This window comes from Amycolatopsis sp. NBC_00438 (assembly GCF_036026695.1).
In the GTDB taxonomy this organism is placed as follows: domain Bacteria; phylum Actinomycetota; class Actinomycetes; order Mycobacteriales; family Pseudonocardiaceae; genus Amycolatopsis.
This window is the reverse complement of the sequence record NZ_CP107923.1, coordinates 4014185-4037285: the sequence shown is the minus strand read 5'-3', so window position 1 is coordinate 4037285 and position 23101 is coordinate 4014185. Positions and strand designations below refer to the sequence as shown.

At 72.0% G+C, this 23101-nt stretch carries 26 protein-coding genes; 15 read left to right on the top strand and 11 right to left on the bottom strand.

The window, feature by feature from the left end; translation table 11 throughout:
- Window positions 1-172: 172 nt before the first annotated feature.
- Entirely contained in the window at window positions 173-979 is an 807-nt protein-coding gene (locus OG494_RS17895) for a polysaccharide lyase family 7 protein (RefSeq protein WP_328457110.1), read from the top strand.
- Window positions 980-1007: 28 nt separating this feature from the next.
- On the opposite strand, the gene OG494_RS17890 is transcribed toward OG494_RS17895, so the two are convergent.
- Together OG494_RS17890 and OG494_RS17885 are read right to left on the bottom strand one after the other, a co-directional pair.
- Window positions 1008-1142, bottom strand: a complete 135-nt coding sequence (locus tag OG494_RS17890; RefSeq protein ID WP_328457109.1) for a hypothetical protein — start codon at window positions 1140-1142, stop codon at window positions 1008-1010.
- 11 nt (window positions 1143-1153) lie between these two features.
- Complete coding sequence (locus OG494_RS17885) at window positions 1154-2734, bottom strand: SMI1/KNR4 family protein (protein WP_328457107.1); 1581 nt, start codon at window positions 2732-2734, stop codon at window positions 1154-1156.
- A gap of 118 nt (window positions 2735-2852) precedes the next feature.
- Between OG494_RS17885 and OG494_RS17880 the strand changes: the two genes are divergently transcribed.
- The 3 genes from OG494_RS17880 (at window position 2853) to OG494_RS17870 (ending at window position 4355) form a co-directional block, all read left to right on the top strand.
- On the top strand, window positions 2853-3692 hold the full coding sequence (locus OG494_RS17880) for an LLM class F420-dependent oxidoreductase (protein ID WP_328457105.1): 840 nt from the start codon (window positions 2853-2855) through the stop codon (window positions 3690-3692).
- Window positions 3693-3889: 197 nt separating this feature from the next.
- Window positions 3890-4105 (top strand): hypothetical protein, encoded by a 216-nt coding sequence (locus tag OG494_RS17875; protein ID WP_328457103.1) that lies wholly within the window; start codon window positions 3890-3892, stop codon window positions 4103-4105.
- 70 nt (window positions 4106-4175) lie between these two features.
- Complete coding sequence (locus tag OG494_RS17870) at window positions 4176-4355, top strand: hypothetical protein (protein ID WP_328457101.1); 180 nt, start codon at window positions 4176-4178, stop codon at window positions 4353-4355.
- Here the strand turns inward: OG494_RS17870 and OG494_RS17865 are convergent.
- Window positions 4352-5452: an oxidoreductase gene (locus tag OG494_RS17865; protein WP_328457099.1), complete on the bottom strand. Its 1101-nt coding sequence runs from the start codon at window positions 5450-5452 to the stop codon at window positions 4352-4354. The genes OG494_RS17870 and OG494_RS17865 overlap by 4 nt on opposite strands.
- Window positions 5453-5557: 105 nt before the next feature.
- Between OG494_RS17865 and OG494_RS17860 the strand changes: the two genes are divergently transcribed.
- A complete protein-coding gene (locus OG494_RS17860) occupies window positions 5558-5923 on the top strand; it encodes a MerR family transcriptional regulator (RefSeq protein ID WP_328457097.1) in 366 nt (121 codons plus the stop codon).
- A gap of 4 nt (window positions 5924-5927) precedes the next feature.
- On the opposite strand, the gene OG494_RS17855 is transcribed toward OG494_RS17860, so the two are convergent.
- The 3 genes from OG494_RS17855 to OG494_RS17845 form a co-directional block, all read right to left on the bottom strand.
- Complete coding sequence (locus tag OG494_RS17855; RefSeq protein ID WP_328457095.1) at window positions 5928-7280, bottom strand: alpha/beta hydrolase; 1353 nt, start codon at window positions 7278-7280, stop codon at window positions 5928-5930.
- 87 nt (window positions 7281-7367) lie between these two features.
- Window positions 7368-7826: a DinB family protein gene (locus OG494_RS17850; protein WP_328457093.1), complete on the bottom strand. Its 459-nt coding sequence runs from the start codon at window positions 7824-7826 to the stop codon at window positions 7368-7370.
- Window positions 7823-8392, bottom strand: coding sequence for a class I SAM-dependent methyltransferase (locus OG494_RS17845; RefSeq protein WP_328457091.1), 570 nt, complete (start codon window positions 8390-8392; stop codon window positions 7823-7825). Before OG494_RS17845 ends, OG494_RS17850 begins: the two co-directional genes overlap by 4 nt.
- A 67-nt stretch (window positions 8393-8459) precedes the next feature.
- On the opposite strand from OG494_RS17845, the gene OG494_RS17840 reads away from it, so the two are divergent.
- Window positions 8460-9074: a helix-turn-helix domain-containing protein gene (locus tag OG494_RS17840; protein WP_328457089.1), complete on the top strand. Its 615-nt coding sequence runs from the start codon at window positions 8460-8462 to the stop codon at window positions 9072-9074.
- On the opposite strand, the gene OG494_RS17835 is transcribed toward OG494_RS17840, so the two are convergent.
- Complete coding sequence (locus OG494_RS17835; protein ID WP_328457087.1) at window positions 9033-9425, bottom strand: nuclear transport factor 2 family protein; 393 nt, start codon at window positions 9423-9425, stop codon at window positions 9033-9035. The two genes, OG494_RS17840 and OG494_RS17835, sit on opposite strands and share 42 nt — an antisense overlap.
- Before the next feature lie 54 nt (window positions 9426-9479).
- On the opposite strand from OG494_RS17835, the gene OG494_RS17830 reads away from it, so the two are divergent.
- Complete coding sequence (locus OG494_RS17830) at window positions 9480-10502, top strand: LLM class flavin-dependent oxidoreductase (RefSeq protein ID WP_328457085.1); 1023 nt, start codon at window positions 9480-9482, stop codon at window positions 10500-10502.
- 58 nt (window positions 10503-10560) lie between these two features.
- Here OG494_RS17830 and OG494_RS17825 read toward each other — a convergent pair whose 3' ends face one another.
- From OG494_RS17825 to OG494_RS17810, 4 genes are read right to left on the bottom strand one after another with little or no spacing between them, the layout of a single operon-like run.
- Complete coding sequence (locus tag OG494_RS17825; protein ID WP_328457083.1) at window positions 10561-11964, bottom strand: MmgE/PrpD family protein; 1404 nt, start codon at window positions 11962-11964, stop codon at window positions 10561-10563.
- The gene (locus OG494_RS17820) at window positions 11961-12782 is read right to left on the bottom strand and encodes a cyclase family protein (RefSeq protein WP_328457081.1); all 822 of its coding nucleotides are present in this window, start codon (window positions 12780-12782) and stop codon (window positions 11961-11963) included. The genes OG494_RS17825 and OG494_RS17820 overlap by 4 nt, the downstream gene beginning before the upstream one ends.
- Window positions 12779-13597: an HpcH/HpaI aldolase/citrate lyase family protein gene (locus tag OG494_RS17815; protein WP_328457079.1), complete on the bottom strand. Its 819-nt coding sequence runs from the start codon at window positions 13595-13597 to the stop codon at window positions 12779-12781. Before OG494_RS17815 ends, OG494_RS17820 begins: the two co-directional genes overlap by 4 nt.
- Complete coding sequence (locus tag OG494_RS17810) at window positions 13594-14781, bottom strand: CaiB/BaiF CoA transferase family protein (RefSeq protein ID WP_328457077.1); 1188 nt, start codon at window positions 14779-14781, stop codon at window positions 13594-13596. The genes OG494_RS17815 and OG494_RS17810 overlap by 4 nt, the downstream gene beginning before the upstream one ends.
- 246 nt (window positions 14782-15027) lie before the next feature.
- Here OG494_RS17810 and OG494_RS17805 point away from each other — a divergent pair, with 246 nt between their 5' ends.
- Genes OG494_RS17805 through OG494_RS17770 form a run of 8 tightly spaced genes read left to right on the top strand, consistent with a single transcriptional unit; the run spans window position 15028 to window position 23101 of the window.
- Complete coding sequence (locus tag OG494_RS17805) at window positions 15028-16272, top strand: ABC transporter substrate-binding protein (RefSeq protein ID WP_328457075.1); 1245 nt, start codon at window positions 15028-15030, stop codon at window positions 16270-16272.
- Entirely contained in the window at window positions 16269-17282 is a 1014-nt protein-coding gene (locus tag OG494_RS17800) for a branched-chain amino acid ABC transporter permease (RefSeq protein ID WP_328457073.1), read from the top strand. The genes OG494_RS17805 and OG494_RS17800 overlap by 4 nt, the downstream gene beginning before the upstream one ends.
- Complete coding sequence (locus tag OG494_RS17795; RefSeq protein WP_328457071.1) at window positions 17279-18325, top strand: branched-chain amino acid ABC transporter permease; 1047 nt, start codon at window positions 17279-17281, stop codon at window positions 18323-18325. The genes OG494_RS17800 and OG494_RS17795 overlap by 4 nt, the downstream gene beginning before the upstream one ends.
- The gene (locus OG494_RS17790; protein WP_328457069.1) at window positions 18322-19056 is read left to right on the top strand and encodes an ABC transporter ATP-binding protein; all 735 of its coding nucleotides are present in this window, start codon (window positions 18322-18324) and stop codon (window positions 19054-19056) included. Before OG494_RS17795 ends, OG494_RS17790 begins: the two co-directional genes overlap by 4 nt.
- Window positions 19043-19744, top strand: a complete 702-nt coding sequence (locus OG494_RS17785) for an ABC transporter ATP-binding protein (RefSeq protein WP_328457068.1) — start codon at window positions 19043-19045, stop codon at window positions 19742-19744. The genes OG494_RS17790 and OG494_RS17785 overlap by 14 nt, the downstream gene beginning before the upstream one ends.
- A complete protein-coding gene (locus tag OG494_RS17780; RefSeq protein WP_328457066.1) occupies window positions 19741-21090 on the top strand; it encodes an MmgE/PrpD family protein in 1350 nt (449 codons plus the stop codon). Before OG494_RS17785 ends, OG494_RS17780 begins: the two co-directional genes overlap by 4 nt.
- Window positions 21090-21725, top strand: a complete 636-nt coding sequence (locus OG494_RS17775; RefSeq protein WP_328457064.1) for an aspartate/glutamate racemase family protein — start codon at window positions 21090-21092, stop codon at window positions 21723-21725. Before OG494_RS17780 ends, OG494_RS17775 begins: the two co-directional genes overlap by 1 nt.
- The gene (locus OG494_RS17770; RefSeq protein WP_328457062.1) at window positions 21722-23101 is read left to right on the top strand and encodes an FAD-dependent oxidoreductase; all 1380 of its coding nucleotides are present in this window, start codon (window positions 21722-21724) and stop codon (window positions 23099-23101) included. The genes OG494_RS17775 and OG494_RS17770 overlap by 4 nt, the downstream gene beginning before the upstream one ends.

Genomic DNA, 23101 nt, shown 5'->3' with positions numbered 1-23101 from the left:
CACTCAATGTGAACCCTGCCTTGACAGCGAGCAACACCGAACTTAATCTCCTTCATCGTTACTCTCTTTTCGGAAACGCATTTATTCACATACGTGAACAAACACATATGTGAACAAATGCGTGAGCGAAGTCCTCTCCCCGCTTCGCTTCTTGCCGTGAAAGGACGCCACCATGCGTGTGCGCGCTATGCTCACCTTTCTCGCGATCCCGGCATTGCTGACCGGGACCGCGATTTCCGCCGAGGCATTCCCCAGTGCCGAAGTCAGCGGAATCGCGTTGGCCCCCATGGCCGACCCCGGAGTCGCCCCCGGTGGCAACTTCGACCTCTCGACCTGGCAGCTGCAGGAGCCGGTGGGGTCGCCGGGTTCCCCGACGACGATCTCGTCGTCCCGGCTGCAGGGCGCGAACGGATTCCAGGACTCGTACTTCTACACCGACACGCGTGACGGTGCGATGACATTCTGGGCGCCGGAAAAGGGCGTCACAACACCCAATTCCAATTACGCCCGATCCGAGCTGCGCGAGATGAACAAGAGCGGCTCCGCGGCGAACTGGTCGTTGAGTGGGTCGCACAAGCTGAGCGCCACCCTGCGCGTGGTGTCGGTGACCTCCAACGTGTGCGTCGGCCAGGTCCACCTCGGCACCGGCGGCTCGTCGACGAAACCGCTGCTCGAGCTGTATTACCACGCGAACGGCGACATCGTGCTGGGCACGGAGAACTCACCCGACGGCGGCCAGACGCCGCACACGGTCGGCCACGTGGCCATCGGCAAGACGTGGACCTACACGATCGGCATCTCCGGCGGCAACACCATCGACCTGACGGTGAACGGCACCACCACGCACTACAGCATCCCGTCGTCGTTCAAGGCGTACAAGCAGTACTTCAAAGCCGGTTCCTACAACCAGTCCTCTTCGGACAGCACGACGAAGGGCGCGAAGGTCGCCTTCTACGGGCTGACCGTGTCGCACAGCTGATCGGCTCTGTTCCCCGGGTGGGCGAACACTATCGGGTGTCCGTCCGCTCGGGGCGGGTGGCGGGGTTTTCGACGACGAACAGCGCGGCGAGCGGGTCGGTGGGTGGCCTCGTGTCGGGCGGGCGCTCGGAGTCGAGGTTCGTCGTCCGGTGGGAGGACACCATCGAGCGTCCACTCAGGACAGTACGGCGGAGATCTCGACGATGGTTTCCGTCGAGTCGCCGCCACCGAAGGCTTTGCGCAGTTCGGCCATTTCCGGCAGTGTCGTGCGGCCGGTGACGAGCAGCGCGGCCAGCCGGGGCAGTGGGCGGCCCGCGTCGAGCAGGCGGCGCACCTGGTCGCCGTCCAGTTTGAGCACTCGCAACGCCGGCAGGTCGCAGACCTGCCCCAGGTCCGGTACCGCCGAGCCCGACAGATCCAGCCGGGTCAGGCGGGGCAGCGTGGTCAGCACCGTGAGGTCGAGCGGCACGCCGACCTCCGCCAGCTGGAGGTCCCACAGCACGGGGTGCCCGGCGAGGACGTCGAGGTCGACGCGCCCGCCGCTGATCCGCAGCGACTCCAGCGCCTTGAGGCCGCCGATCGACGGGGTCACCGCGGCCGCGCGGTTGACCTTGAGCAGCCGCAGCGACGTCAACGGCTCGAACACCGCCAGGTCGACGTCGGCCGGGTCGTTGAGGTAGACCTCCTGGATCAGCCCGGGGTCGCGCAGCCCGGCCACCACCGCGGGCAGGCTCAGCTCGGACGCCCGCGAGATGACCTCGCTGTAGGAGCGTTCCCCGCCGTCGCGCAGGCTGGTCTCGGCGAACAGGTACTGCTCGCCCGGATCCTCGTACTTCCCGGCCCGCAGCGTCTCGACGACCTCGGTGAGCATGGCGGTGAGCGACGTCGACACGTACCGCAGCGGGCCGTAGATGTCCCGGCCGTACTCGAGGACCTGGCCGGCGTGGCCCTGCTCGGCCGGGTCGAGGTCCACCGCGAGGTAGTTCATCGCCCGGTCGCCGCCGAACGTGACCCACGAGTCGTTGCGGGACAGGCGTTTCACCCGGCCGAACGGCACCGTCTCGAACACGACGCCGTCGTCCTCCACGTCGTCTTCCCAGCCGTACGACCCGGGATCGCCTTCGGTGTAGTGGTCCACGAGCCGGTCGAGGGGGTCGTAGGAGTACGGGCTCAGCAACCCGGTCTCCTGCAGGTCGCCGTCCGCAAGCAGGTACAGCGCGCGCAGGTCTTCGGGCAGCCGGACGCCGATCCGGGCCTCGGCGGCGGCCAGGTCCGCCTCGGTGCGGCCGGGTGACCACGGCGGGGGACCGCCCTTGATCCCGGCGTACAGCTCGGCGAACTCCCCGGCCAGCCGGGTGACCTCGGCGAGCACGGCCGGATCGGTCGGTGCCCCGGTCGGCGTCGCGGGGCGGGGCAGGCCGGGCAAGGGATGCCCGGGGTAGCGGAACGCCTCGTCGAACACCAGCCGCCCGGGGGAGACGGCCGCGATGTCCGGCCGGGCGGTGAAGGCGTACTCGCCGCCGGCGGCCAGCCTGACCTCCAGCACCGCCGGCGGCCGTTCGAACAGGCGCCGCGCGATCGACGTGTAGTCGACCCGCAGGTTCTCCCGCACGTCACTCCACGCGGTGCACGAAACCGAGCCACCCGTGTGGCGCAGCTGCAGCGTGGCGGCCGACCACAACTCGCCCGCGGCCGCCCGCAGCGCTTCGGCCATGTCCTTCGCGATGTCGCCGTACCCGGCGTCCCCCGTCGTCACGCGACGGAGCCTAGCGACGGGGTCCGACAAAACCGGGCACCGGTTTCCCGACGACCCCCTGCGGCGACCGGCGGCGATGACCCGGCCCTGGAGGAACTCCAGGGTTACGCTCGTGATCATGCGATTCGCCATCAAGACCTCGCCCCAGGACACCGTCTGGGCGGACATGCTCGCCGTGTGGCAGGCCGCCGATGAGATCGAACTGTTCGAGTCCGGCTGGACCTTCGACCACTTCTATCCCATTTTCTCCGATTCGACCGGTCCGTGCCTCGAAGGGTGGGTCACGCTCACCGCGCTCGCCCAGGCGACGAAGCGGCTGCGGCTGGGCACGCTGGTCAGCGGGATCCACTACCGCCACCCGGCGCTGCTCGCGAACATGGCCGCGACGCTCGACATCGTCTCCGGCGGCCGGCTGGAGATCGGCATCGGCGCGGGCTGGAACGAGGAGGAGTCCGGCGCGTACGGCATGGAGCTCGGCACGGTCAAGGAGCGCAGCGACCGGTTCGAAGAGGGCTGCGAGGTGCTCGTCGGGCTGCTGACCCAGGAGACCACGACGTTCCAGGGCCGGTACTACCAGCTGAGCGACGCGCGCAACGAGCCGAAGGGCGTGCAGAAGCCGCACCCGCCGATCTGCATCGGCGGCAGCGGGGAGAAGCGCACCCTGCGCACCGCCGCGAAGTACGCCCAGCACTGGAACTTCGTCGGCGGGACACCCGAGGAGTTCGCCCACAAGCGTGAGGTGCTGCACCGCCACTGCGCGGACGTCGGCCGCGATCCGGGTGAGATCACCCTCTCCTCGCACGTCCGCCTCGGCCCGGACGCCGACTACGCCAAGGTCGCCGCCGAAGCCGAGGCTCTCGGCGAAGTGGGCCTCGACCTGGCGATCATCTACTTGCCGCCACCGCACACCCCGGCCGTGCTGGAGCCGCTGGCGAAGGCGCTCGAGCCGCTGCGCTGACCTGATCCACTTCCCGAACAAGGAGCCGAAGCGGCTTCCGGCCACGAAATTGGCCGAACAGCGCGCGGACGGCGCCGGTACTCGGTAGCGTCGTGCCCGCGGGTCGGCGCGCTCCCTCCCCCTCGGCGCGCCGACCCGCGTTTACGCCGTTCGGGTGTGGCTGCCGACGGCGCCTCAACCGGTGGCGGCCCGCCGGCGTGTGCGAGACGTTCCTGATCGCGACGCCGGAAGGGCAGGACGTCATGCACGACAACGCGTTGCCGGAGGCCGAAGACCCGGTCGGCTCGCCGGTGCTCGGCCCGGTGGTGCCGGACCCGGACGCCCGCAACCAGGCGCTCGCCGGCCGGCGGGTCCGCAACGACGGGCTCGGCACGCTCACCACCTGGCCCACGATCAGCCTGCGCGCCGGTTAGCGCCGCACGCTCGACGCCGCGGGCCGTCCGCCCGGGGCGTTCCTGAAGGTCACTTCACGGGGAGAACGTCATGCACGAGAACACCGTCACGGAGACCGAAGACCCGATCGGCCCGCCGATGATCACCTCGGCAGCACCGGACCCGGACGCGCGCAACCGAGCGCTCACCGGCCACCGCGGCCGGAAGGACGGGCTCGGCACGCTCGGCACGCTCAGCACTTTCACCACCATCGGGGCACTTGTCGGCTAATACAGCACGCCCAGCGCCGCGGGCGTGAACGGTGTGGGCTCCCGGCCGGTGATGATCTTCGCCGCCCACTCGGGGTCCGCCAGCAACGGGCGGCCGAGCGCGATCATGTCGAACTCGTCGGCCTCCAAGCGGTCCAGGAGGTCCCCGAGGCCCGTCGGGGAAGCCGAGCCGCCGGTCAGGCTCGACGTGAACTCCGTGTCCAGGCCGATCGAGCCGACCGTGATGGCCGGTTTGCCGGTCAGCTTCCTGGCCCAGCCCGCGAGGTTGAGGTCGGAGCCGTCGAAGGCCGGTTGCCGGTAGCGGCGGGTCGACGCGTGGAAGGCGTCCGCTCCCGCGTCGGCCAGCGCGCCCAGGATCACGCCGAACTCCTCCGGGGTGTCGGCGATCCGGGCGGTGTAGTCGTTCATCTTCCACTGCGACAGCCGCACGACGATCGGGAAACCGGGGGAGACCGCGCGGCGGATCTCGCCGACGACCTCGGCGGCGAACCGGGTCCGGGCGCGCAGGTCGCCGCCGTAGGCGTCGGTGCGGTGGTTCGTGCCCGACCAGAGGAACTGGTCGATGAGGTAGCCGTGGGCGCCGTGCAGTTCGACGCCGTCGAAGCCGAGCCGTTCGGCGGTGACGGCGGCTTCGGCGAAGGCCCGGACGACGTCGTCGATGTCCTTCTGCGTCATCGTCCGGCCCGGCTCGCCGGGGCTGCCGTCCGCGGACACGGGCACGCCGGACGGGCCGATCGCGGGGGCGTCCGGATGCGGCACCGCGGCCCCCTTGCGGGTCATCCCGACGTGCTGGAGCTGCGGGAAGATCACGCCGCCGGCGTCGTGGACGGCTTCGACGACCCGGGACCAGCCGGCCGCCGCCGCGTCGCCGTACAGGCGGGACACCAGGTTGTGCTCGCCGGCCGACGGGTGCCCGATGTAGCTCGCTTCGGTGATGATCAGCCCGGTGCCGCCGGCCGCGCGCCGCGCGTAGTAGGCGGCGAGCTGCTCGGTCGGCACGCCGCCGGGCGACTGCCCGCGGGTCATCGGCGCCATGGCGACCCGGTTCGGGACGGTGAGGTCGCCGAGCGCGAGCGGGCGGGACAGGGTGTGCGTCACTGGAATCGCTCTCCTTCGTGAGGTTCCCTGTTACGCTAGAACCTCACGTGGACGTGAGATTCAACGGCGAGTGCGGTAGATCACTCCGAGAGGAAGCGGCAGCGAATGCGGATCGGGGAACTGGCGGCGAAGTCCGGGGTGAGCGTCCGGGCCTTGCGGTACTACGAGGAGCAGGGGCTGCTCGTGCCGGAACGCAGCTCCGGCGGCCACCGCCACTACTCGGACCGCGGGGCGGACCTCGTCTGGCTGATCCAGCAGTTCTACGCCGCAGGGCTGTCCAGCAAGTCGATCCTCGCGATCCTGCCGTGTGTCGAGACCGGGCAGCCGACGCCGGAGGCGCTCGACCTGCTCGTCGCCGAGCGGGAACGCATCGACCGGCAGCTGAGAGACCTGACGAAGGCCCGGGACAAGCTCGACACCGTCATCGCGAACGCCGAGACGTCGTGCGACCACGCCTGCCGCCCGGAATGAGCGCTCAGGCCGGGCAGCTGACGTCGTGCCGCGGCGTCTTCAGCGTCAGCAGGTAGTCGTCCACCGCCGACCGCGTGCAGGTGGTGCGCGGGTAGACGACGTGCCCCGGGCCTTCGTAGGTCAGCAGGGTGGTGTTCGCCGGCGCCTGGCGGTGGATGGTGCGCGCCCAGGCGTACGGCGTCGCCGGGTCGTAGCGGGAGTTCAGCAGCAGGACCCGGGGTGCCCGCGAGAGGTCCAGCCGGTGCGGCGGGTTCGCGGGCGGTCCGGCGACGCCGAGGCACGCGGTCGCCTCCGCGTGGCCCAGGGGGCTGCCGCGCATGATCGGCCCCCGGCGCAGCTCTTCGGCGCGCACCGCCGAGTACTGCGCGAAATCCCGGATCCGGAGGTCGAAGTCCTGGCAGACCACGGCCAGCCGGATCGACAGGTAGTTGTACTCGAACCGGGCGGTCAGCGGCGGCCGGCCGGCGGCCGCGTCGGCGATCAGCTGTGCCGCGTCGTCCCAGTTCGGGCCGTACATGTCCGAGAACACCAGGTCGCGCAACGATGTCCTGGCGCCCGCGAAGGCCCGCTCCCAGGTCGCCCGGACGTCCTGGCCGTGCAGGGCACAGGTTTCCGTCCGGTCGCACCACGCGGTGAACTGCCCGAACAGCTCGTCCGCGGCGGTGGCGCGGTCGCCCACGAAGTGCCGGAGGTCGACGCTGTGATCGATGGAGCTGTCCAGCACCAGCGCGCGCACGTGCTCGCCGTACTTCTCGGCGTACTGCTGGCCGAGCAGCGTGCCGTAGGACATGCCCTGGAAGCTGATCTTCTCCTCGCCGAGCGCCCGGCGGAGCGCGTCCATGTCCTGGGCGTTGACGGCGGTGTCGGCGTGGTCGAAGACCGGCAGGTTGCCGGCCCGGCAGTCCGCGACCTCCTGCCGGCTGTACTGGCGCAGGGCGTCGAACTCCGCCCGGTTCGCGGGATCGTCGCCGGGCGGGGCGGTCGTGTCGTCACACCGGATGAACGCGCTGCGGCCGGTGCCCCGGACGTCGAAGCCCACCGTGTCGAACCGCGCCCGGACCTCCGGGCTGAAGAAGCTCGTCGCCAGCGCGAACTCCGCGCCCGATGAGCCGGGACCGCCGGCGTCGGCCAGCAGCACGCCGATCCGGTGCGCCGGATCGGTGGCCCGGTGCCGGGCCACCGCCAGGTCGATCGACGGGCCGTGGGGCCGGTTCCAGTCCAGCGGCACCCGCAGCGTGCCGCACTCGCCGTCCGGCGGCTCCGGGCTGTCCGGGTCGTCGGGGCAGGCGCCCCAGGTGATCGGCGACGGGCTCGCGTCCGCCGCCGTGGCCCCGGACAGCAGGAGCGCACTCGCCATCAGGACTGCTGCGAACACCCGCACGGACCCTCCAGAGTTGCCGGTGGGTTTCCGACCGTAGGGGTGGCGAGGTCCGGACCACAAGGCTCAGCGGCCGGTCGTGCCGTCGGCGAGCTCGCGCAGGATGTCGGCGTGCCCGGCGTGGCGGGCGGTCTCTTCGACCAGATGGGTCAACGTCCAGCGCCGTGACGCGCGGCGCGGCCCGGGCTCGCCGAGGTCGTCCCAGCCGGCGATCACCGCGTTCGCCCGCGCGGTGGTCGCGCGATAGGCGGCGATGATCTCCTCGGCGGTCTCGGCCGGAGTCGGCCGGAAGGTCGCCTGCCAGTCGGTGACGGCGGCCCCGAGCAGCCAGTGGGCTTCGACGTGCGTGAGGTGCTTGACCAGCCCGAGCAGGTTCGTGCCCGACGCGACGCCGGGGGAACGGACCCGCGGCTCGGGCACACCCTCGGCCTTGGCGGCCACGGCGGCGCGCAGGTAGTCGAGGAAACCGCCGAGCACCTGGACTTCCGCGGGCCCGGTGGCCGGCGGGCCGGCGTCCCGCGTCATCGTGTCCGCCGGACGAGCAGCACGTGGTCGGTGACGGTCGCGGTCTGGCCGCCGGGCCCGGTCGCGACGCGCTCGGGACTGTCCGCGCGCTCGACCGACCACTGTGCCGGATCGAGGTCGAGAGTGATCGGGACGCCTGCTTCGCGGCTCCACGACCACGGCGCGGCGGACCCGTGGTCGACGACCAGCAGCCGGCCGCCGGGCCGCAGCGCTTCGGCCGCCCGGCGGAACACCCGCTCGCGCGCCAACGGGAACGGTGTGTGCAGGTACTGCGCGGAAACGAGGTCGAAGGTGCCCTCGGGGAGCGCCTCGGCGAGGTCGGCGCGCACCGCCGTCACGGGCAGGCCGCCGGCCCGGTCCCGCAGCGACTCGACCGCGACGCCGGACAGGTCGACCGCGGTGACCCGCCACCCTCGGCGGGCGAGCCAGAGGGTGTCGCCGCCGGCGCCGCAGCCCAGGTCCAGCGCGTCCCCGGTGGGCAGCGGGCCGGCGATCGCGGCGAGCAGCGGGTTCACGCGCTCCGCCTGCGGGGTCCGGTAGTGGTCGTCCCAGAAACGTACGTTCATGCCGCCACCGTCACCCGGCGGTGCCGCCGGGAGCACGGAAACTTGCCATTCCGGCAAGATGGCGGTCGTGGCCGACATCGACGACGAGGTGCTGGACGCGGTCGGGCCGCGCCTGCGCGTGCTGCGCCGGCAACGCGGGTTCACCCTCGCCGACCTGGCGGCGGTGACCGGGATCTCGGAGAGCACGTTGTCCCGGCTGGAAAGCGGTGGCCGCCGGCCCACCCTGGAGCTGCTCCTGCCGCTGGCGCGCACCTACGGCGTCCCGCTGGACGACCTGGTCGGCGCGCCCCGCACCGGCGACCCGCGGATCCACCTGCGCCCGATCCGCCGCCACGGCATGACGTTCGTGCCGCTGACCCGCCGGGCCGGGGGCCTGCAGGCGTTCAAGATGCTCATCCCGGCTCGCGGCGAACCCGCCGAGCCGACGCCGCAGACGCACGGCGGTTACGAGTGGGTCTACGTCCTCGACGGCCGGCTGCGGCTGGTGCTCGGCGACCGGGACCTGGTCCTGCCCGCCGGTGAGGCCGCCGAGTTCGACACGGCGCTGCCGCACTGGCTCGGCTCGGCCGACGGCCGGGCCGTCGAGACGCTCGTCCTCTTCGGGCCGCAGGGTGAACGCGCCCACGTCCGGGCCCGTTCGTCAGCCGCGGCCCGGGATGGGCTCGGCCAGCTCGGCCCGTGAGGGTGCCGCCGGGAACGGGTCGGCGAAGTACTGCGTCTCGTGCGTCACGAAACCGTCGGCGAACTCCATGACGCTCACCGAATGGGTGGGCGCGCCGTCGTAGGTGATCACGCACTCGCTCACCCAGAAGTCGCCGCCGCCCGAGATCCGGGTGATGGCGAAGTGCCGCTCGGCCGGGTGACCGCCGCGTTGCGCCCGGATCTTCGCGCGGCCGCGGAAGCGTTCACCGGACTGGGGGTAGTCCAGGACGGCGTCCTCGGCGTAGATCGCGTGCTCGGTGTCGACGTCCCCGCGCTCGGACGACGTCCAATGCTCCTCGATCCGGGCGCGGGTCCCGGCGTCACGAGTCATGCGACGCAGGTTACCCGGGGGAATCAATCCGGGCCGCCGGACGCTGGAGGGAGCGTGAAGAAGATTGGTTTTCTCTCGTTCGGCCACTGGTCGGCGAGCGCGCACTCCGAGACCCGGTCGGCCGCCGACTTCCTGCACCAGTCGATCGACCTGGCGGTCGCCGCCGAGGAGCTCGGTGTCGACGGCGCGTACTTCCGCGTGCACCACTTCGCGCGGCAGGCGGGCAGCCCGTTCCCGCTGCTCTCGGCGATCGGCGCGCGGACGTCGAAGATCGAGATCGGCACCGGCGTGATCGACATGCGCTACGAGAACCCGCTGTACATGGCCGAGGAGGCGGGCGCCGCCGACCTCATCTCGCGCGGCCGGCTCCAGCTCGGCGTGAGCCGGGGATCCCCCGAGCAGGTGATCGAAGGCTGGCGCTACTTCGGGTACGCCCCGGCCGAGGGCGAGACCGACGCCGACATGGCCCGCGAGCGCGTCGAAGTCTTCCTCAAGCTGCTCGAAGGCGACGGGTTCGCCCAGCCGAACCCGCGGCCGATGTTCGCCAACCCGCCGGGCCTGCTGCGGCTCGAGCCGCACTCCGAAGGCCTGCGCGAGCGCATCTGGTGGGGCTCGAGCTCGAACGCGACCGGCATCTGGGCCGCGAAGCTGGGCATGAACCTGCAGAGCTCCACGCTCAAGGACGACGAGACGGGCGAGCCGCTGCACGTCCAGCAGCGCAAGCAGATCGAGGCCTACCGCGAAGCGTGGAAGGAAGCCGGCCACGACTGGGAGCCGCGGGTGTCGGTCAGCCGGAGCATCTTCGCGCTGACCAACGACCTGGACCGCGCCTACTTCGGCCGCGACCGGAATTCGCGCGACCAGGTCGGCATGATCGACGAGAACACCCGGGCGATCTTCGGCCGCTCGTACGCCGCCGAGCCGGACGAACTGGTGCAGGAGCTGAAGGAAGACGAGGCCATCCAGGCAGCGGACACGCTCCTGCTGACCGTCCCGAACCAGCTCGGCGTCGAGTACAACGCGCACGTGCTGGAGAGCATCCTCACCCACGTGGCCCCGGCGCTCGGCTGGCGCTGATCCCCGGCCCGTCGTGAGTGTTCAGGGCGGTTCTAACCGCCCTGAACACTCACGACCGTCAGGTGCGCAGGAGTGCGGTCAGCTCACTCAGGTCGGCCAGCTCCGCCAGGCCGTACGTCAGCTCGGTGATGCGCGTGCTGACGTCTGCCGGGAGGACCCGGGCCGCGTTCAGGCGGAACTTCGTTGCCAGCTCTTCCGCCGACAGCGGGTTTTGCGGGCCGCCGCGGTTGGCGTCGACTCGCTCCTCCAGCTCACGGCCGTCGCGTAGCCGCGCGCGCAGGACTGCCGGGAACTGGTGCGGGAAGATCTCGTCGCACCGGGCGTCCGGGACGCACGTCACCTTCGCCGCCAGGGCCAGGCGCGCCGGGTCCGCCGCGGCCTCGTCGGTGAAGTCGTCGTGGAAGACGCCCAGGCCGCCGCCGCCCAGGAGGCCCGCCGCGACCGTGTACGGGCCCGAGAACGCCGCGTGGTACCCCGACTTCGGGCGGATCTTGTCCTCACGCGGCTCGGCGATCGTGCGCAGCACCGACGTCGGCGCGCCCAGCTCCAGAGCGACGATCTCCGCCGGGTCGACACCCAGCGAACGCAGCCGCCGGGCCGCGTCGATGCCCGCGTGGGTGAAGTGGTTACAGGGGTAGGGTTTGAAGAAGATCCCCGGCAGCTCCCAGTGCTCGCCGAGGCCGTCGACGATCGCGTCCACATCGGACTGATCGCCGCAGAACGCCTGCAGCAGGCCGAACCGGCCTTCCAGGACCGTCGGCGGGCCGGTGATGCCGTGGCGCGCCAAGCCCGCCGCGGTGACCGCCGCGTGGGCCGCCCAGCCGCAGTGGATCCGCTTCACCGTGCCACCCGTGCGGTTCGCCTCCAGCAGGCCCGAGCCCATGCTGGCCGCGATGCCGAGCGCGTCGGCGATCCCCTCGGAGTCCACATCGGACAGCATCGCCGCGGCCGCCGCCGCGCCGAGGGCGCCGCAGATCGCCGTCGCGTGCAGGCCGCGTTCGAAGAACACGGAGTTGCCCAGTTCCTCGTCGTAACCGGCCATGCCGAGCCGGACGGTGATCTCGACGCCGACGCCGATCGCGTCCAGCAGCTGGGCCCCGGTCGCGCCCCGGGACTCCGCGACGGCGAGCGCGGCGGGCACCACCGACGCCGACGGGTGCAGCACCGAAGGCAGGTGCGTGTCGTCGAAGTCGAGCGAGTGCGCGAGGGTGCCGTTCAGCAGGGCCGCGCTCGGCTCGGGCAGCCGATCGCCGGTACCGATCGCGGTGGCCCGGCCGGTGCCGCCCCACTCCCGCACCAGCGCGCCGACGGCGGCCGCGGGACGCTCCGACGTGGCGGCCAGGCTGTTGCCGAGGACGTCGAGGACACGCCGCGCGGCATCGTCCCGCAGTTCCGGCGGCAGTCCCTTCGCCCGCACCGACGTCGCGAACGCGGCCAGCTGCTGCACGATCGTGGCGGTCATGCGCTCACCGCCGCGAGGGGACGCACGGGGGAGCCGGTGCCGCCGACGATCCGCAGCGGCGCCAGCACGAACACGAACTCGTGCACCCCTTCGGCCGCGACAGCCTCCAGGTTCAGGTGCTCCATGATGAAGATGCCCGAGTCGACGAGCAGGATCCGGTGCACCGGCAGCACGGCATGCCCGGCCCCGGCGGGGATCTGCTCGTAGGCGGTGGTGTCCGCGCCGGTCGCGACGACCCGGCGGGCCGCCAGCCACTCCGCCGCCGACGTCGTGGCGCCGGGGACGCCGGTCTCCTTGCCCATGTACGTCGCCGGGTTGTCGAAGTTCCGCGCCCAGCCGGTGCGGATCAGCGCGACGTCGCCTTCGCCGGGCTCGGCACCGGCGAGCTTCACGGCCGCGTCCAGGTCCTCGGCGGTGACGCCGTACCCCGGTTCCAGCGTGGGGACGTCGTGCACCGCGGCGACGTCGAGGAGTACCGCGCGCCGCAGCAGGCCGGGCAGGTGCTCCGCGCCGTGCGTGCGGAACACGCCGCCCTGCTGGGCTTCGGCGGCGTCGACGTCGCCGTGGAGCTTGCCGTCGTGGCTGACGTGCGAGAGCGCGTCGATGTGGGTGCCGACGTGCCCGCCGGTCACGATGATCTCGTTGGCGGCCGACCCGCCGTCCGGGCGGCGCATGTCGCCGTGACGGCGGATCAGCGTCATCCGGAACCCGGGGTGGTTCGGCGAGCAGGGCATGCCGGTGAAGAACGGCTGCCCGAGCTCGATCAGCCGGACCCCGCCGGCGATCGCGGCCAGCAGCGGATCCTGGGTGCGTGTCATGAGTGCGGGCCTTCCTTTCCTGCGGACTCCGCGTGCGCGAGCACCCACCGGGCGCGCGCGACGATCGCGGCGTCGACGAACTGTCCGTTGTGGTCGATCCAGGCGGCCGATTCGTCCGTCGAGAGCCGGTCGAGCAGCTCGCTCGCCCACGCCGTCTCGGCCGGATCGGGCGCGAAAGCTTCGTGTACCAAGGGAATCTGGGCGGGGTGGATGACCGACCGGCCGAAAAACCCGGCGCGGCGGCCGGCTTCGGTGCTCGCGCGCAGGCCGTCGAGGTCGCGCACGGCGGTCCAGACGCTCTGCACCGGGCTCGGCAGTCCGGCCGCCCGCGCGGCGACGACCACCCGGGACCGCGGCCAGGTCAGCGCGTCGCCACCGGCGACCCGCAGGTCCGCGGCGAGGTCGGCCTCACCGAGGGAGATCCCGGCGACGAGCGGGTGCGCCGTCGCGATCACCAGCGCGTTCTCGACGCCCAGCGCCGATTCCAACACCGGGTACACCGGCACGCCGAGCGCGTCGGCGACACGGCGCAGCTCGCCCGGGTCCTCGCACTTGGGCACCCGCACCCCGGCCGGGGCCAGCGGTGCCAGCGCCGCGATGTCGGCTTCGCCGGCCGGGGTGCCCGGCGCGTTGATCCGGACGAACGCCGTCGCGCCGTTGCCCAACGCGTCCAGCACCCCTCGCCGGGCGTCGTCCTTCGCGGCCGCGGCGACGGCGTCCTCGAGGTCGATGATGACGGCGTCCGCCAGACCGGCCAGTGCTTTCGCGATCCGGTCCGGCCGGTCACCCGGGACGTAGAGCCAGCTGCGTATCACTTGATGACGCCTTTTTCGCGCAGCGCGGCCAGTTCCGGCTCGCCGAGGCCGTAGCGGCCGAGGACTTCGGCGGTGTGCGCGCCGAGCGGCGCCCCGGCCGTGGTGAGGTGCCCGGGCGTCTCCGACAGCCGGAACAGCACGTTCTGCATCTTCACCGGCCCGAGTTCGTCGTCTTCGACGGTGGCGATGCTGTTCAGCGCGGCGAACTGCGGGTCGGCCATGACGTCGGCGGCGGTGTAGATCGGCGCGACGGCGGCCTGGGCCTCCTCGAACGCCTTGACGACGTCGTCGCGGTCGCGGTCGGCGATCCACGAGCCGACGGCGTCGTCGAGCAGGTCGGCGTGCTGCGCGCGCTCCGAGCCGCTGACGAACCACGGCTCGTCGATCAGCTCCGGGCGCCCGACCAGCCGCATGACGCGTTCGGCGATCGACTGAGCGCTGGTGGAGATGGCGACCCAGCTGCCGTCGCGGGTGCGGTAGGTGTTGCGCGGCGCGTTGTTCGTGGACCGGTTGCCGGTGCGCGGCTGCAGCGTGCCGAGCTGGTCGTACGCGATGATCTGCGGCCCGAGCAGCGTCAGGATCGGCTCGATGATCGCGAGGTCGACGACCTGCCCGCGCCCGGTCTGGTCCCGCGCCCGCAGCGCCGTCATCACGGCGTAGGCGGTGGTCAGCGCGGCGATCCCGTCGGCGAGGCCGAACGGCGGCAGCGTCGGCGGGCCGTCCGGTTCGCCGGTGATCGCGGCGAACCCGCTCATCGCCTCGGCGAGCGTGCCGAAGCCGGGTCGCTTGGCGTACGGGCCGATCTGGCCGAACCCGGTCACGCGCGTGAGCACCAGGCCGGGGTTGATCTCGCGCAGGACGTCGTAGCCCAGACCCCAGCGCTCCAGCGTGCCCGGGCGGAAGTTCTCCACGACGACGTCGGCGTCGGCCACGAGCTTCTTGAAGATCTCCTGGCCCTCGGGGGAGCCGAGGTAGAGGGTGATCGCCTTCTTGCCGCGGCCGAGCATCTTCCACCAGAGGCCGACGCCGTCGCGCTGTGCGCCGTGGCTGCGGACGGGGTCGCCCTTCGGGTGCTCGATCTTGATCACCTCGGCGCCGAAGTCGCCCAGCAGCGTCGCGGCCAGCGGGCCGGCGAACAGGGTGGCGGTGTCGAGCACCCGGATCCCTGACAAAGCGCCCGTCATGGGGCGTACCTGCCTTTCTCGTCCGGCGGCCCGAGTGCGGATGCCCGTTTCGCCGGGGGGAACAACTGTGAACGTCGTGTTTCGTGGTGACGTCTCTCCGTGTTCCCCAAGTTCGCACTGATCACGCACGTCCGTCAAGTTATGCGCAGATGTTGACCTGACGTCGGGCCGGGTGTCACGATGGCCGACAACAAATCTGGCGTTTCGCTTAGCGGAACGACAGCCCTTCCAGTGGGAAGAGGTGACATGTCCGCACGAAAACTCGTCGCGGCGCTCGGCGCGTGCGCCCTGCTCGCGACCGGGTGCGGGGGCTCGGCGCCGATGGGGGCCGGCGGCGCGGCCGCGGGGCGGGACGAGGGCCCGGTGAAGATCGGCGCGCTGCACCCGGTCAGCGGCTCGAACGCGGTCGACGGCCTGCAGATGCGCCGCGGCGCGCAGCTCGCGGTCGACGCGATCAACGCCGCCGGCGGCATCAAGTCCCTGGGCGGCCGCAAGGTCGAGCTGGTCACCGGCGACACCCAGGGCAAGGCCGACATCGGCCAGAGCGAGGCCCAGCGGCTGATCTCGGCCGGCGCGGTCAGCCTGGTCGGCACCTACCAGAGCGCGGTGAGCACCAACGTCGCCGTCGTGGCCGAACGCAACCGGGTGCCGTTCGTGATGGACGTGACCGCCTCCGACGCGATCTTCGCCCACGGCTACCGGTACTCGTTCCGCGTGCAGCCGGGCAGCAAAGCGATCGCGACCGCCGCCGCCCAGTACCTGAAAGCGGTGTCGGACCAGGCGGGCAAGCCCGTCCGGAAGGTCGCGTTCCTGCACGAGCAGAGCGACTTCGGCAGTGGCGCGGCCGACGCCTTCAACGCGGCCGCGAAGCAGCTCGGCATCGCGATCGGCCCGAACATCAGTTACGACGCCACCACCGTCAGCGACCTCACCGCGCAGGTCACGCAGGTCAAGGCGTCCGGCGCGGACGTGCTGGCCGTCGCCGGCTACTACCGCGACAGCCTCCTGGCGGCCAAGGCGATCGCCTCGGTGAAACCGGACCTCAACGCGGTCTGGGGCGTCTCGAACGGCGCGTACGACCAGCCGAAGTTCGTCGCCGACGCGGCCGCTCTCGGCAACCTCTACTTCAGCGCCAACTACCACTACGACGCGACGAATCCCGAGACCGTCGCGTTGCGCGAGAAGTACCAGAAGCAGTACGGCGACCCGATGCGCACCGGCGCGGTCCTGTCCTACGACGCGGTCCAGGTGATCGCGCACGGCGTCGAGCAGGCCGCGAGCACCGACCCGGAGAAGGTGCGGGACGCGATCGCCGCCGCTCAAGTCGCGCCGCTGACCGTCGGTCGCGGACCGATCCAGTTCGCCCCCAACGGTGACAACCGCAACGCCTTCCCGGTGCTGATGCAGGTCCGGGACGGGCGCGTCCAGCAGGTCTATCCCCCCGAAAAAGCCGAATCCCGGCCCGACTACAGGGTGGCGTGGCGCCCATGACCGAACTCGACACCGGGGCGCCCGTCGTCCCCGAAACCGCACCTCCCGACCGGAAAGCCAAGGTGGACCAGGGTTTCCTCCGCCGCGCCGGCATCGTCGCCGCGATCCTCGTCGTAGCGATCGTCGTCGCGCTGCTGCAGTCCGGCAGCGGCCTGGTGGTCTGGCAGTCGGTGGTCACCGGCCTGCTGACCGGCGGGCTCTACGGCCTGATCGCGATGGGGCTGACGCTGATCTTCGGCGTGCTCGACATCGTCAACTTCGCCCACGGCGCGTTCCTCGCGGTGGCCATGTTCCTCTCCTTCGGCATGGTGCAGGCCACCGGATTGCACCCGTACCTGACGCTCGTCGTGGCCGTCCCCGTGCTGTTCCTGCTCGGCGCGGCCGTGCACCGCGGGCTGCTGTCCGGGGCGGGCGGCCGGTCGCTGGAGAACCAGCTGCTCATCACGCTCGGCCTGTCGCTGCTGCTGGAGAACGGGCTGCTGATGTTCTTCGGCGCCGAGCCCAAGACCATCACACTGCCCGGCGACTTCCAGTTTTCGCTGCTGGGCGCGGTGGTCGCGGGTTCACGGCTGTACGCGTTCCTCGGCGCCGTCGTGCTCGGCGGCTTGTTGTTCTGGCTGCTGCGGCGCACCCGGCTGGGCACGGCGATCCGCGCGGTCGCCGCGAACGCTCCGGGCGCGGCCCTGGTCGGCATCAACGTCCGGCGGATGCACACGCTGACCTTCGCGATCGGCACGGCGTGCGCGGGGGCCGCGGCGGTGCTCGCCGGCCCGCTCGTGACCGTGACGCCGACGCTGGGGGACCAGTTCAACATCACGGCGTTCGTGGTCGTGGTGCTCGGCGGGATGGGCAACGTCGCGGGCGCGCTCGTCGGCGGCCTGCTGATCGGGCTGGTCGAGCAGCTCACGACGATCTACCTCGGCGGCCAGAGCTCACTGCTGGGCGTGTTCGTGGTGTTCGTGCTGGTGCTCTTCCTCCGTCCGCAGGGCCTGTTCGGGAGGCGCGCATGAGTGCCATCACCATCGCCCCACCGAGCAATGCGGACGCCGTCAAAGCACCGCCGTTGCGGCCGCAGAACCGGCAGTTCGCGATCCTCGCCATTCTCGTGCTGGTCGCGATCCCGCTGCCGCTGATCCTGCCCGCCGCCCAGGGTGCCGTCGCCGTGCGGATCCTGATCTTCCTGCTGATGGCCGTCGGCTGGAACATCATGAGCGGGTTCGGCGGGATGTTCAGCTTCGGCCATGCCGCCTACTTCGGCCTCGGGGCCGACACCAGCGCGTACCTGCTGGTGAAGCACAACGTGTCGCCGTGGATCGGGATGCTGGCCGGGATGGCGGTGGCCGCCGCGGTCGCGGTGGTCATCGGCTACTTCTCCTTCCGCTACAAGCTCCAAGGCGCCTACTTCGCGCTCGCCACCTTCGCGTTCGCGGAGATGCTGCGGCTGATCGTCACGAGCAGCGCGTTCGCCAACAAGTCCGTCGGCTACAGCGTGCCGCTGATCCAGGGGTCGTCGCTGTGGCAGATCCAGTTCCCGGCCGACTCGCCCGCGTACTTCTGGGTGGCGCTGTTCCTGGCCGGGGCGGCGGTCGCGATCAGCATCGGCTTCCTGCACTCGCGTGCCGGCCGGTACGTCACGGCCATCCGCGACGACGAGCTGGCCGCCGCGTCACTCGGGGCCCCGGTGTTGCGGCACAAGCTGATGACGGTCGCGCTGTCGGCCGCGATCACCGCCGTGGCCGGCGCGTTCTACACGCAGTACTACCTGTTCGTGAACCCCGATCTCGGGTTCGGCTCGGCGATCTCGATCCAGGCGATCGTGCCGGTCGTGATCGGCGGCATCGGCACGGTGTGGGGCCCGGTGGTCGGCGCGATCATCATCGGCTCGCTCACCGACGTCACCGCCACACTGCTGCGCACCCCACCCGGCTTCCTGGGCTTCCTGCAGGGCCGCAGCGGCCTGGACGTCGTGCTGTACGCCGTGCTCGTGATCCTCATCGTGCGGTTGCTGCCCAAGGGGATCGTCGGAACTCTCGCTGCGAGGTGGCGACGATGAGCATCGTGGAAGTGAGCGGCGTCGGCAAGGCGTTCCGCGGGGTGCACGCGCTGTCCGATGTGGACGTCGAAGTCGCCGAGGGCGAGATCCTCGGCGTCATCGGGCCCAACGGCGCGGGTAAGACCACGCTGTTCAACGTGATCTCCGGGGCGCTGTCCCCGGACACCGGACGGGTGCGGCTGGCGGGCGACGACGTCACCGGCCGCGCACCCGACCGGATCGCGCGCGCCGGGATGGTGCGCACGTTCCAGCTGATGCGGCCGTTCGCGAGCATGACGGTGGCGCAGAACGTCGGCCTCGCCGCGCAGCACCACCGGCTCGGCGCCAAGGCGCTGCGCGAGCACTCCCTGGACGTCGTCGAGCGGGTCGGGCTCGGGCCGTGGGCGCACCGCGCCGCGACCGACCTGCCGACCGCCGGGCTCAAGCGCCTCGAACTGGCCCGGGCGCTGGCCACCCGGCCGAAGGTCCTGCTGCTCGACGAGGTGCTCGCCGGGCTGGTCCCGGCCGAGCGCGAGCCGGTGCTCGACCTGCTCGCCGGCCTGCGCGAGCAGGAGGGCGTCACGCTGGTGTTCATCGAGCACATCATGGCCGCGGTGATGCGGCTGGCCGACCGGGTGCTCGTGCTCGACCAGGGCCGTGTGCTGGCCGTCGGCTCGCCCGCCGAGGTCACCAGCGACCCGCGGGTCATCGACGCCTACCTGGGTGAGGAGCCGACCCATGCTGACGCTTGAGAAGGTGTGCGCCGGGTACGGCCGGATGCGGATCCTGCACGACGTCGACCTGCGCCTCGACGCCGGCGAGATCGTCGCGCTGGTCGGGGCGAACGGCGCCGGCAAGACCACGACGTTGCGCAGCATCTGCGGCCAGCTCAAGCCGCTGTCGGGCACCATCACGCTCGACGGCACGCCGACGGCCGGGCGCCGCCCGGACCAGCTGGTGCGCGACGGCCTCGTGCACGTGCCCGAGGACCGGGCGCTGTTCGGCACGCTGACCGTCGAGGAGAACCTGCGGATGGGCGCGTGGACCCGCACGCCCGCGCAGGCCGCGACGTCGCTGGCCGAGGTCTACGAGCTGTTCCCGGTGCTCGCCGAGCGCCGGACGCAGACCGCGCAGACGTTCAGCGGCGGGCAGCAGCAGATGCTCGCGATCGGCCGGGCGCTGATGGCCGGGCCGCGGCTGCTGATGCTCGACGAGCCGTCGACCGGGCTTTCGCCGAAACTGACCTGGACCGTGCTGGAGGCGGTGCGGCGGATCCGGGACAGCGGGGTGGCGGTGCTGCTGGTGGAACAGAACGCGAAGCAGGCGCTCGCGATCGCGGACCGGGCGTACGTGCTGGAAAGCGGGGCGACGGTGCTGGAGGGCACGGGCGCCGCGCTCGCTGGCGACAACCGGGTCAGGAAGGCGTACCTGGGACTGTGAAACGTGAACGAGCCGCTTCCGCCACTGCGGACCTCGGTGCGTGGGTGTCCGAACTGGACGTCACGGGTGTCCCGGCCGCGGTGCTGGACCGGCTTTCCCTCGTCCTGCTCGACGTCGTCGGCGTCACCGCATTGGGTGCTTCCTTGCCGGAGCAGCGTTCCTTGGTCGACGCCTGGCGCGCGCCTGCGGGACCGGCGCCGCTGATCGGCGGCGGCCGGCTGGTGACGACCGACGCGGCGGCCTGGCTCAACGGCATGGCGCTCGTCTCGCTGGAGCTGGACGAGGGCCACAAGTACGCCAAGGGTCACCCCGCCGCGCACGGGTTTCCCGCGGTGCTGGCGCTGGCGGCCGAGCTGGACAGCACCGGTGCGGACACGGCGGCGGCGCTGCTGGCCGCCTACGAGGTGGCCGCCCGGTTCGGCCGCGCGACCACCCTGCGCGCGGGCGCGCACCCGCACGGCAGCTGGGGCGTCCCCGGCGCGGCGGCCGGCTGCGCCCGGTTGCTCGGCCTCCCGCCCGGAGCCGCCGCGGCCGCCATCGACACCGCGGCCGGGATGGGCATCGCCGGGCACTTCAATTCGGCGACCCAGGGCAACCCGGTGCGCAACGCGTGGCTCGGCGCCTCGGCGACGTCCGGGCTCGCCGCCGCCCGGATGGCGGTGGCCGGGATGGCCCGCACCACCGGCACGGCCGCGCTCTCGCTCGGCACGGTGCTCGGTGAGTTCGAACCGGACGAGCTGACCGCGGACCTGGGCACCCGCTGGGACATCTCGCGTGGTTACTTCAAGCGGCACGCGTCGTGCTCGTTCACCCACCCCGCCGCCGACGCGGTGCTCGAACTGCGCGCGCACCCGGCGTTCCGCGCCGACGGGATCACGCACGTCCTGGTGGAGACCCACGTCCTGGGCGCCGGACTGTCCGATGTGGACTGGTCGAACCGGCTCTCGGCGATGTTCTCGACGCCGTTCGTGGTCGCGACCGCCGCGCTGACCGGCGAGGTCAGGCCGGACAGCCCGCTCGACGACCCGGACGTCCAAGCGCTCGCGGGCCGGGTCCGGCTCGTCGAAGCCGGCGACCTCACCACGCGCCTCCCGGCCGAGCGCGCCGCCCGCGTGACCATCGCGTTCGACGACGGCACGTCCCTGACCCACGAGGTCCCCAACCCGGTCGGCGACGCCGACCACCACCCGCTGACCGAGTCCGACCTGGTCAGCATGCTCGAGAACTGGCTGCCCGTGAGAGTCGTGGACCGCGCCGCGGCGCTGGGGCGCGACCTGCCCGGCCTGCCCCGCGTCGGCGCGACGCTGCGCGAGCTGGCCGGGACCGAAGAGAAGGAGCTGAGCTGATGCGTGCCCTCGCGGTGACGCCCATCCACCTGCCGCCCGGGGAGATCCGGCGGCGCCAGGAGCGGTACGACCGGCTCGCGCCGCCGGGCCTGGAGATCGAGCTGCGGGACGTCGGCCCGTCGGCGCCGAAGACCCTCGACACCGACGAGTCCATGCGGGTTTCGGAGAACGCCGTCGCCGCCGCGCTCGAAGCGGCCGGTGACGACTGGGACCTGGCCTTCCCGGACTGCGTGCTGGACCCGGCGGTGCCCGACGCCGTCGCCGATCCGGCGTTGCCGGTGCACGGCCTGCTCAAGCTGTCGGCCACCTACCTCGCCGCGAAGGGCGTGCGGTTCGGCGCGGTCGTGCGCAACGAGGCGATCGCCGAGGAGTTCTCGAAGCGCATCGCCGCCTACCGGCTGACCGAGTACCTCGCCGGGATCCGCGTGCTGGACCTGCCGTTCTCCGCGATCGCCGAGACCGGGACGTGGAACGCGGCGCTCGGGACGGCCGTGCGCGAGCTGGCGGAACTGGGCGCGACGGCGGTGCTCAACGGCTGCTCGGCGGTCGACGTCGAGCCCGCCGACCTGGCCGCGCGGATCGTCGACCCGACGGCGCTGGCGATGCGGCTGCTGGCCGTCGAGGAGCAGCCGTGACCGACGGACCCGACCTCGTCGTCGCCGGTGCGGGCGGCGGGCTCGCCGGTGCCCTGCGCGCGGCCGAACTCGGGCTCTCCGTCCTCGTGGTCGAGGCGAGCGAGCACTTCCGGCGCGGCAACAACACCTCGATGTCCACGGCGATGTTCCCCGGCGCCGGCTCCCGCTGGCAGGCCGAGGCCGGCGTCGACGACTCGCCCGAGCGGTTCGTCGCCGACATCATGGCCAAGACGCACGGGCAGGCCGACGCGCGGCTGGCCCGGACCCTGGCGGAGGTGAGCGCGCCGCTGGTCGAGTGGCTCGCGGACTCGGCCGGGCTACCGTTGTCGCTGGTCACGGACTTCACCTACCCCGGCCACGCCGTGCCCCGGTGCCACTCGATCCCGGGCCGGCACGGCTCCGGCGTCATCGACCACCTCGCCCGTCGCGTGACCGAGCACGAGAACATCGAGCTGCTCGCACCCGCCAAGCTGGTCGACGTCCTGTCCGATGTAGACGGTGTCCGCGCGGTTCTCGTCCGGTACCCCGACGGGACGGAGGAAGAGATCCCGACCCGGGCGGTCCTGCTGGCCACCAACGGCTTCGGTGCCGACACGGACCTCGTCGGACGGCACCTCCCGGAGATCGCCGGGGCGTTGTACCAGGGGAGTGACCAGTCGCTCGGCGACGCGCTGCGCATCGGCGAGAAACTGGGCGCCGCCACCGGGTTCCTGGACGCCTACCAGGGCCACGGCGCCGTCTCCGCCAACGCGGGCACCCTCGTCGGCTGGGCGACGATCATCCACGGCGCGATCCTGGTCGACCTCGAAGGCCGCCGCTTCGGCAACGAGATCCGCGGCTACTCCGAGTACGCCGCCGAGCTGGCCGCGCGTCCCGGCTCGACCGGCTGGATCGTGCTCGACGAGACGATCTTCGAGCAGTGCCAGCCGTTCCAGGACTTCCGGGACGTGGTGTCCGCCGGCGCGCTGGTGTGGGCGGACGACGTCGCCGGGCTCGCGAAGGCGACCGGCCTGCCGCCGGAAGCGCTGACCGAAGAATTCGCCACCGCGGCCGCGATCGCCCGCGGCGAACGCGACGACGAGCACGGCCGCACGAACTGGGAGCGTCCGCTGTCGGGCCGCTACGCCGCGGTGCGTGTCGTGCCCGCGCTGTTCCACACCCAGGGCGGGCTGCTGGTTGACGAGCACGCGAACGTCGTCGACCGCCGGGACCGCCCGATCCCCGGCCTGTACGCCGCCGGGGGCGCCGCGGCGAGCATCTCCGGCCACGGCGCCGCCGGTTACCTGCCCGGCAACGGCCTGCTGCCCGCCTTCGGACTGGCCTACCTGGCCGCCGGCGACATCGCCCGGCGCCGCACCCCCGACCCCGCAAGCTGA

Bases quoted from the DNA above. Each gene is read 5' to 3' on its own strand.
- OG494_RS17895 (WP_328457110.1), top strand. From the start codon at position 173: ATGCGTGTGCGCGCTATGCTCACCTTTCTCGCGATCCCGGCATTGCTG.
- OG494_RS17890 (WP_328457109.1), bottom strand. From the start codon at position 1,142: ATGGTGTCCTCCCACCGGACGACGAACCTCGACTCCGAGCGCCCGCCC.
- OG494_RS17880 (WP_328457105.1), top strand. From the start codon at position 2,853: ATGCGATTCGCCATCAAGACCTCGCCCCAGGACACCGTCTGGGCGGAC.
- OG494_RS17870 (WP_328457101.1), top strand. From the start codon at position 4,176: ATGCACGAGAACACCGTCACGGAGACCGAAGACCCGATCGGCCCGCCG.
- OG494_RS17860 (WP_328457097.1), top strand. From the start codon at position 5,558: ATGCGGATCGGGGAACTGGCGGCGAAGTCCGGGGTGAGCGTCCGGGCC.
- OG494_RS17855 (WP_328457095.1), bottom strand. From the start codon at position 7,280: ATGGCGAGTGCGCTCCTGCTGTCCGGGGCCACGGCGGCGGACGCGAGC.
- OG494_RS17850 (WP_328457093.1), bottom strand. From the start codon at position 7,826: ATGACGCGGGACGCCGGCCCGCCGGCCACCGGGCCCGCGGAAGTCCAG.
- OG494_RS17845 (WP_328457091.1), bottom strand. From the start codon at position 8,392: ATGAACGTACGTTTCTGGGACGACCACTACCGGACCCCGCAGGCGGAG.
- OG494_RS17835 (WP_328457087.1), bottom strand. From the start codon at position 9,425: ATGACTCGTGACGCCGGGACCCGCGCCCGGATCGAGGAGCATTGGACG.
- OG494_RS17825 (WP_328457083.1), bottom strand. From the start codon at position 11,964: ATGACCGCCACGATCGTGCAGCAGCTGGCCGCGTTCGCGACGTCGGTG.
- OG494_RS17820 (WP_328457081.1), bottom strand. From the start codon at position 12,782: ATGACACGCACCCAGGATCCGCTGCTGGCCGCGATCGCCGGCGGGGTC.
- OG494_RS17810 (WP_328457077.1), bottom strand. From the start codon at position 14,781: ATGACGGGCGCTTTGTCAGGGATCCGGGTGCTCGACACCGCCACCCTG.
- OG494_RS17805 (WP_328457075.1), top strand. From the start codon at position 15,028: ATGTCCGCACGAAAACTCGTCGCGGCGCTCGGCGCGTGCGCCCTGCTC.
- OG494_RS17800 (WP_328457073.1), top strand. From the start codon at position 16,269: ATGACCGAACTCGACACCGGGGCGCCCGTCGTCCCCGAAACCGCACCT.
- OG494_RS17795 (WP_328457071.1), top strand. From the start codon at position 17,279: ATGAGTGCCATCACCATCGCCCCACCGAGCAATGCGGACGCCGTCAAA.
- OG494_RS17790 (WP_328457069.1), top strand. From the start codon at position 18,322: ATGAGCATCGTGGAAGTGAGCGGCGTCGGCAAGGCGTTCCGCGGGGTG.
- OG494_RS17785 (WP_328457068.1), top strand. From the start codon at position 19,043: ATGCTGACGCTTGAGAAGGTGTGCGCCGGGTACGGCCGGATGCGGATC.
- OG494_RS17775 (WP_328457064.1), top strand. From the start codon at position 21,090: ATGCGTGCCCTCGCGGTGACGCCCATCCACCTGCCGCCCGGGGAGATC.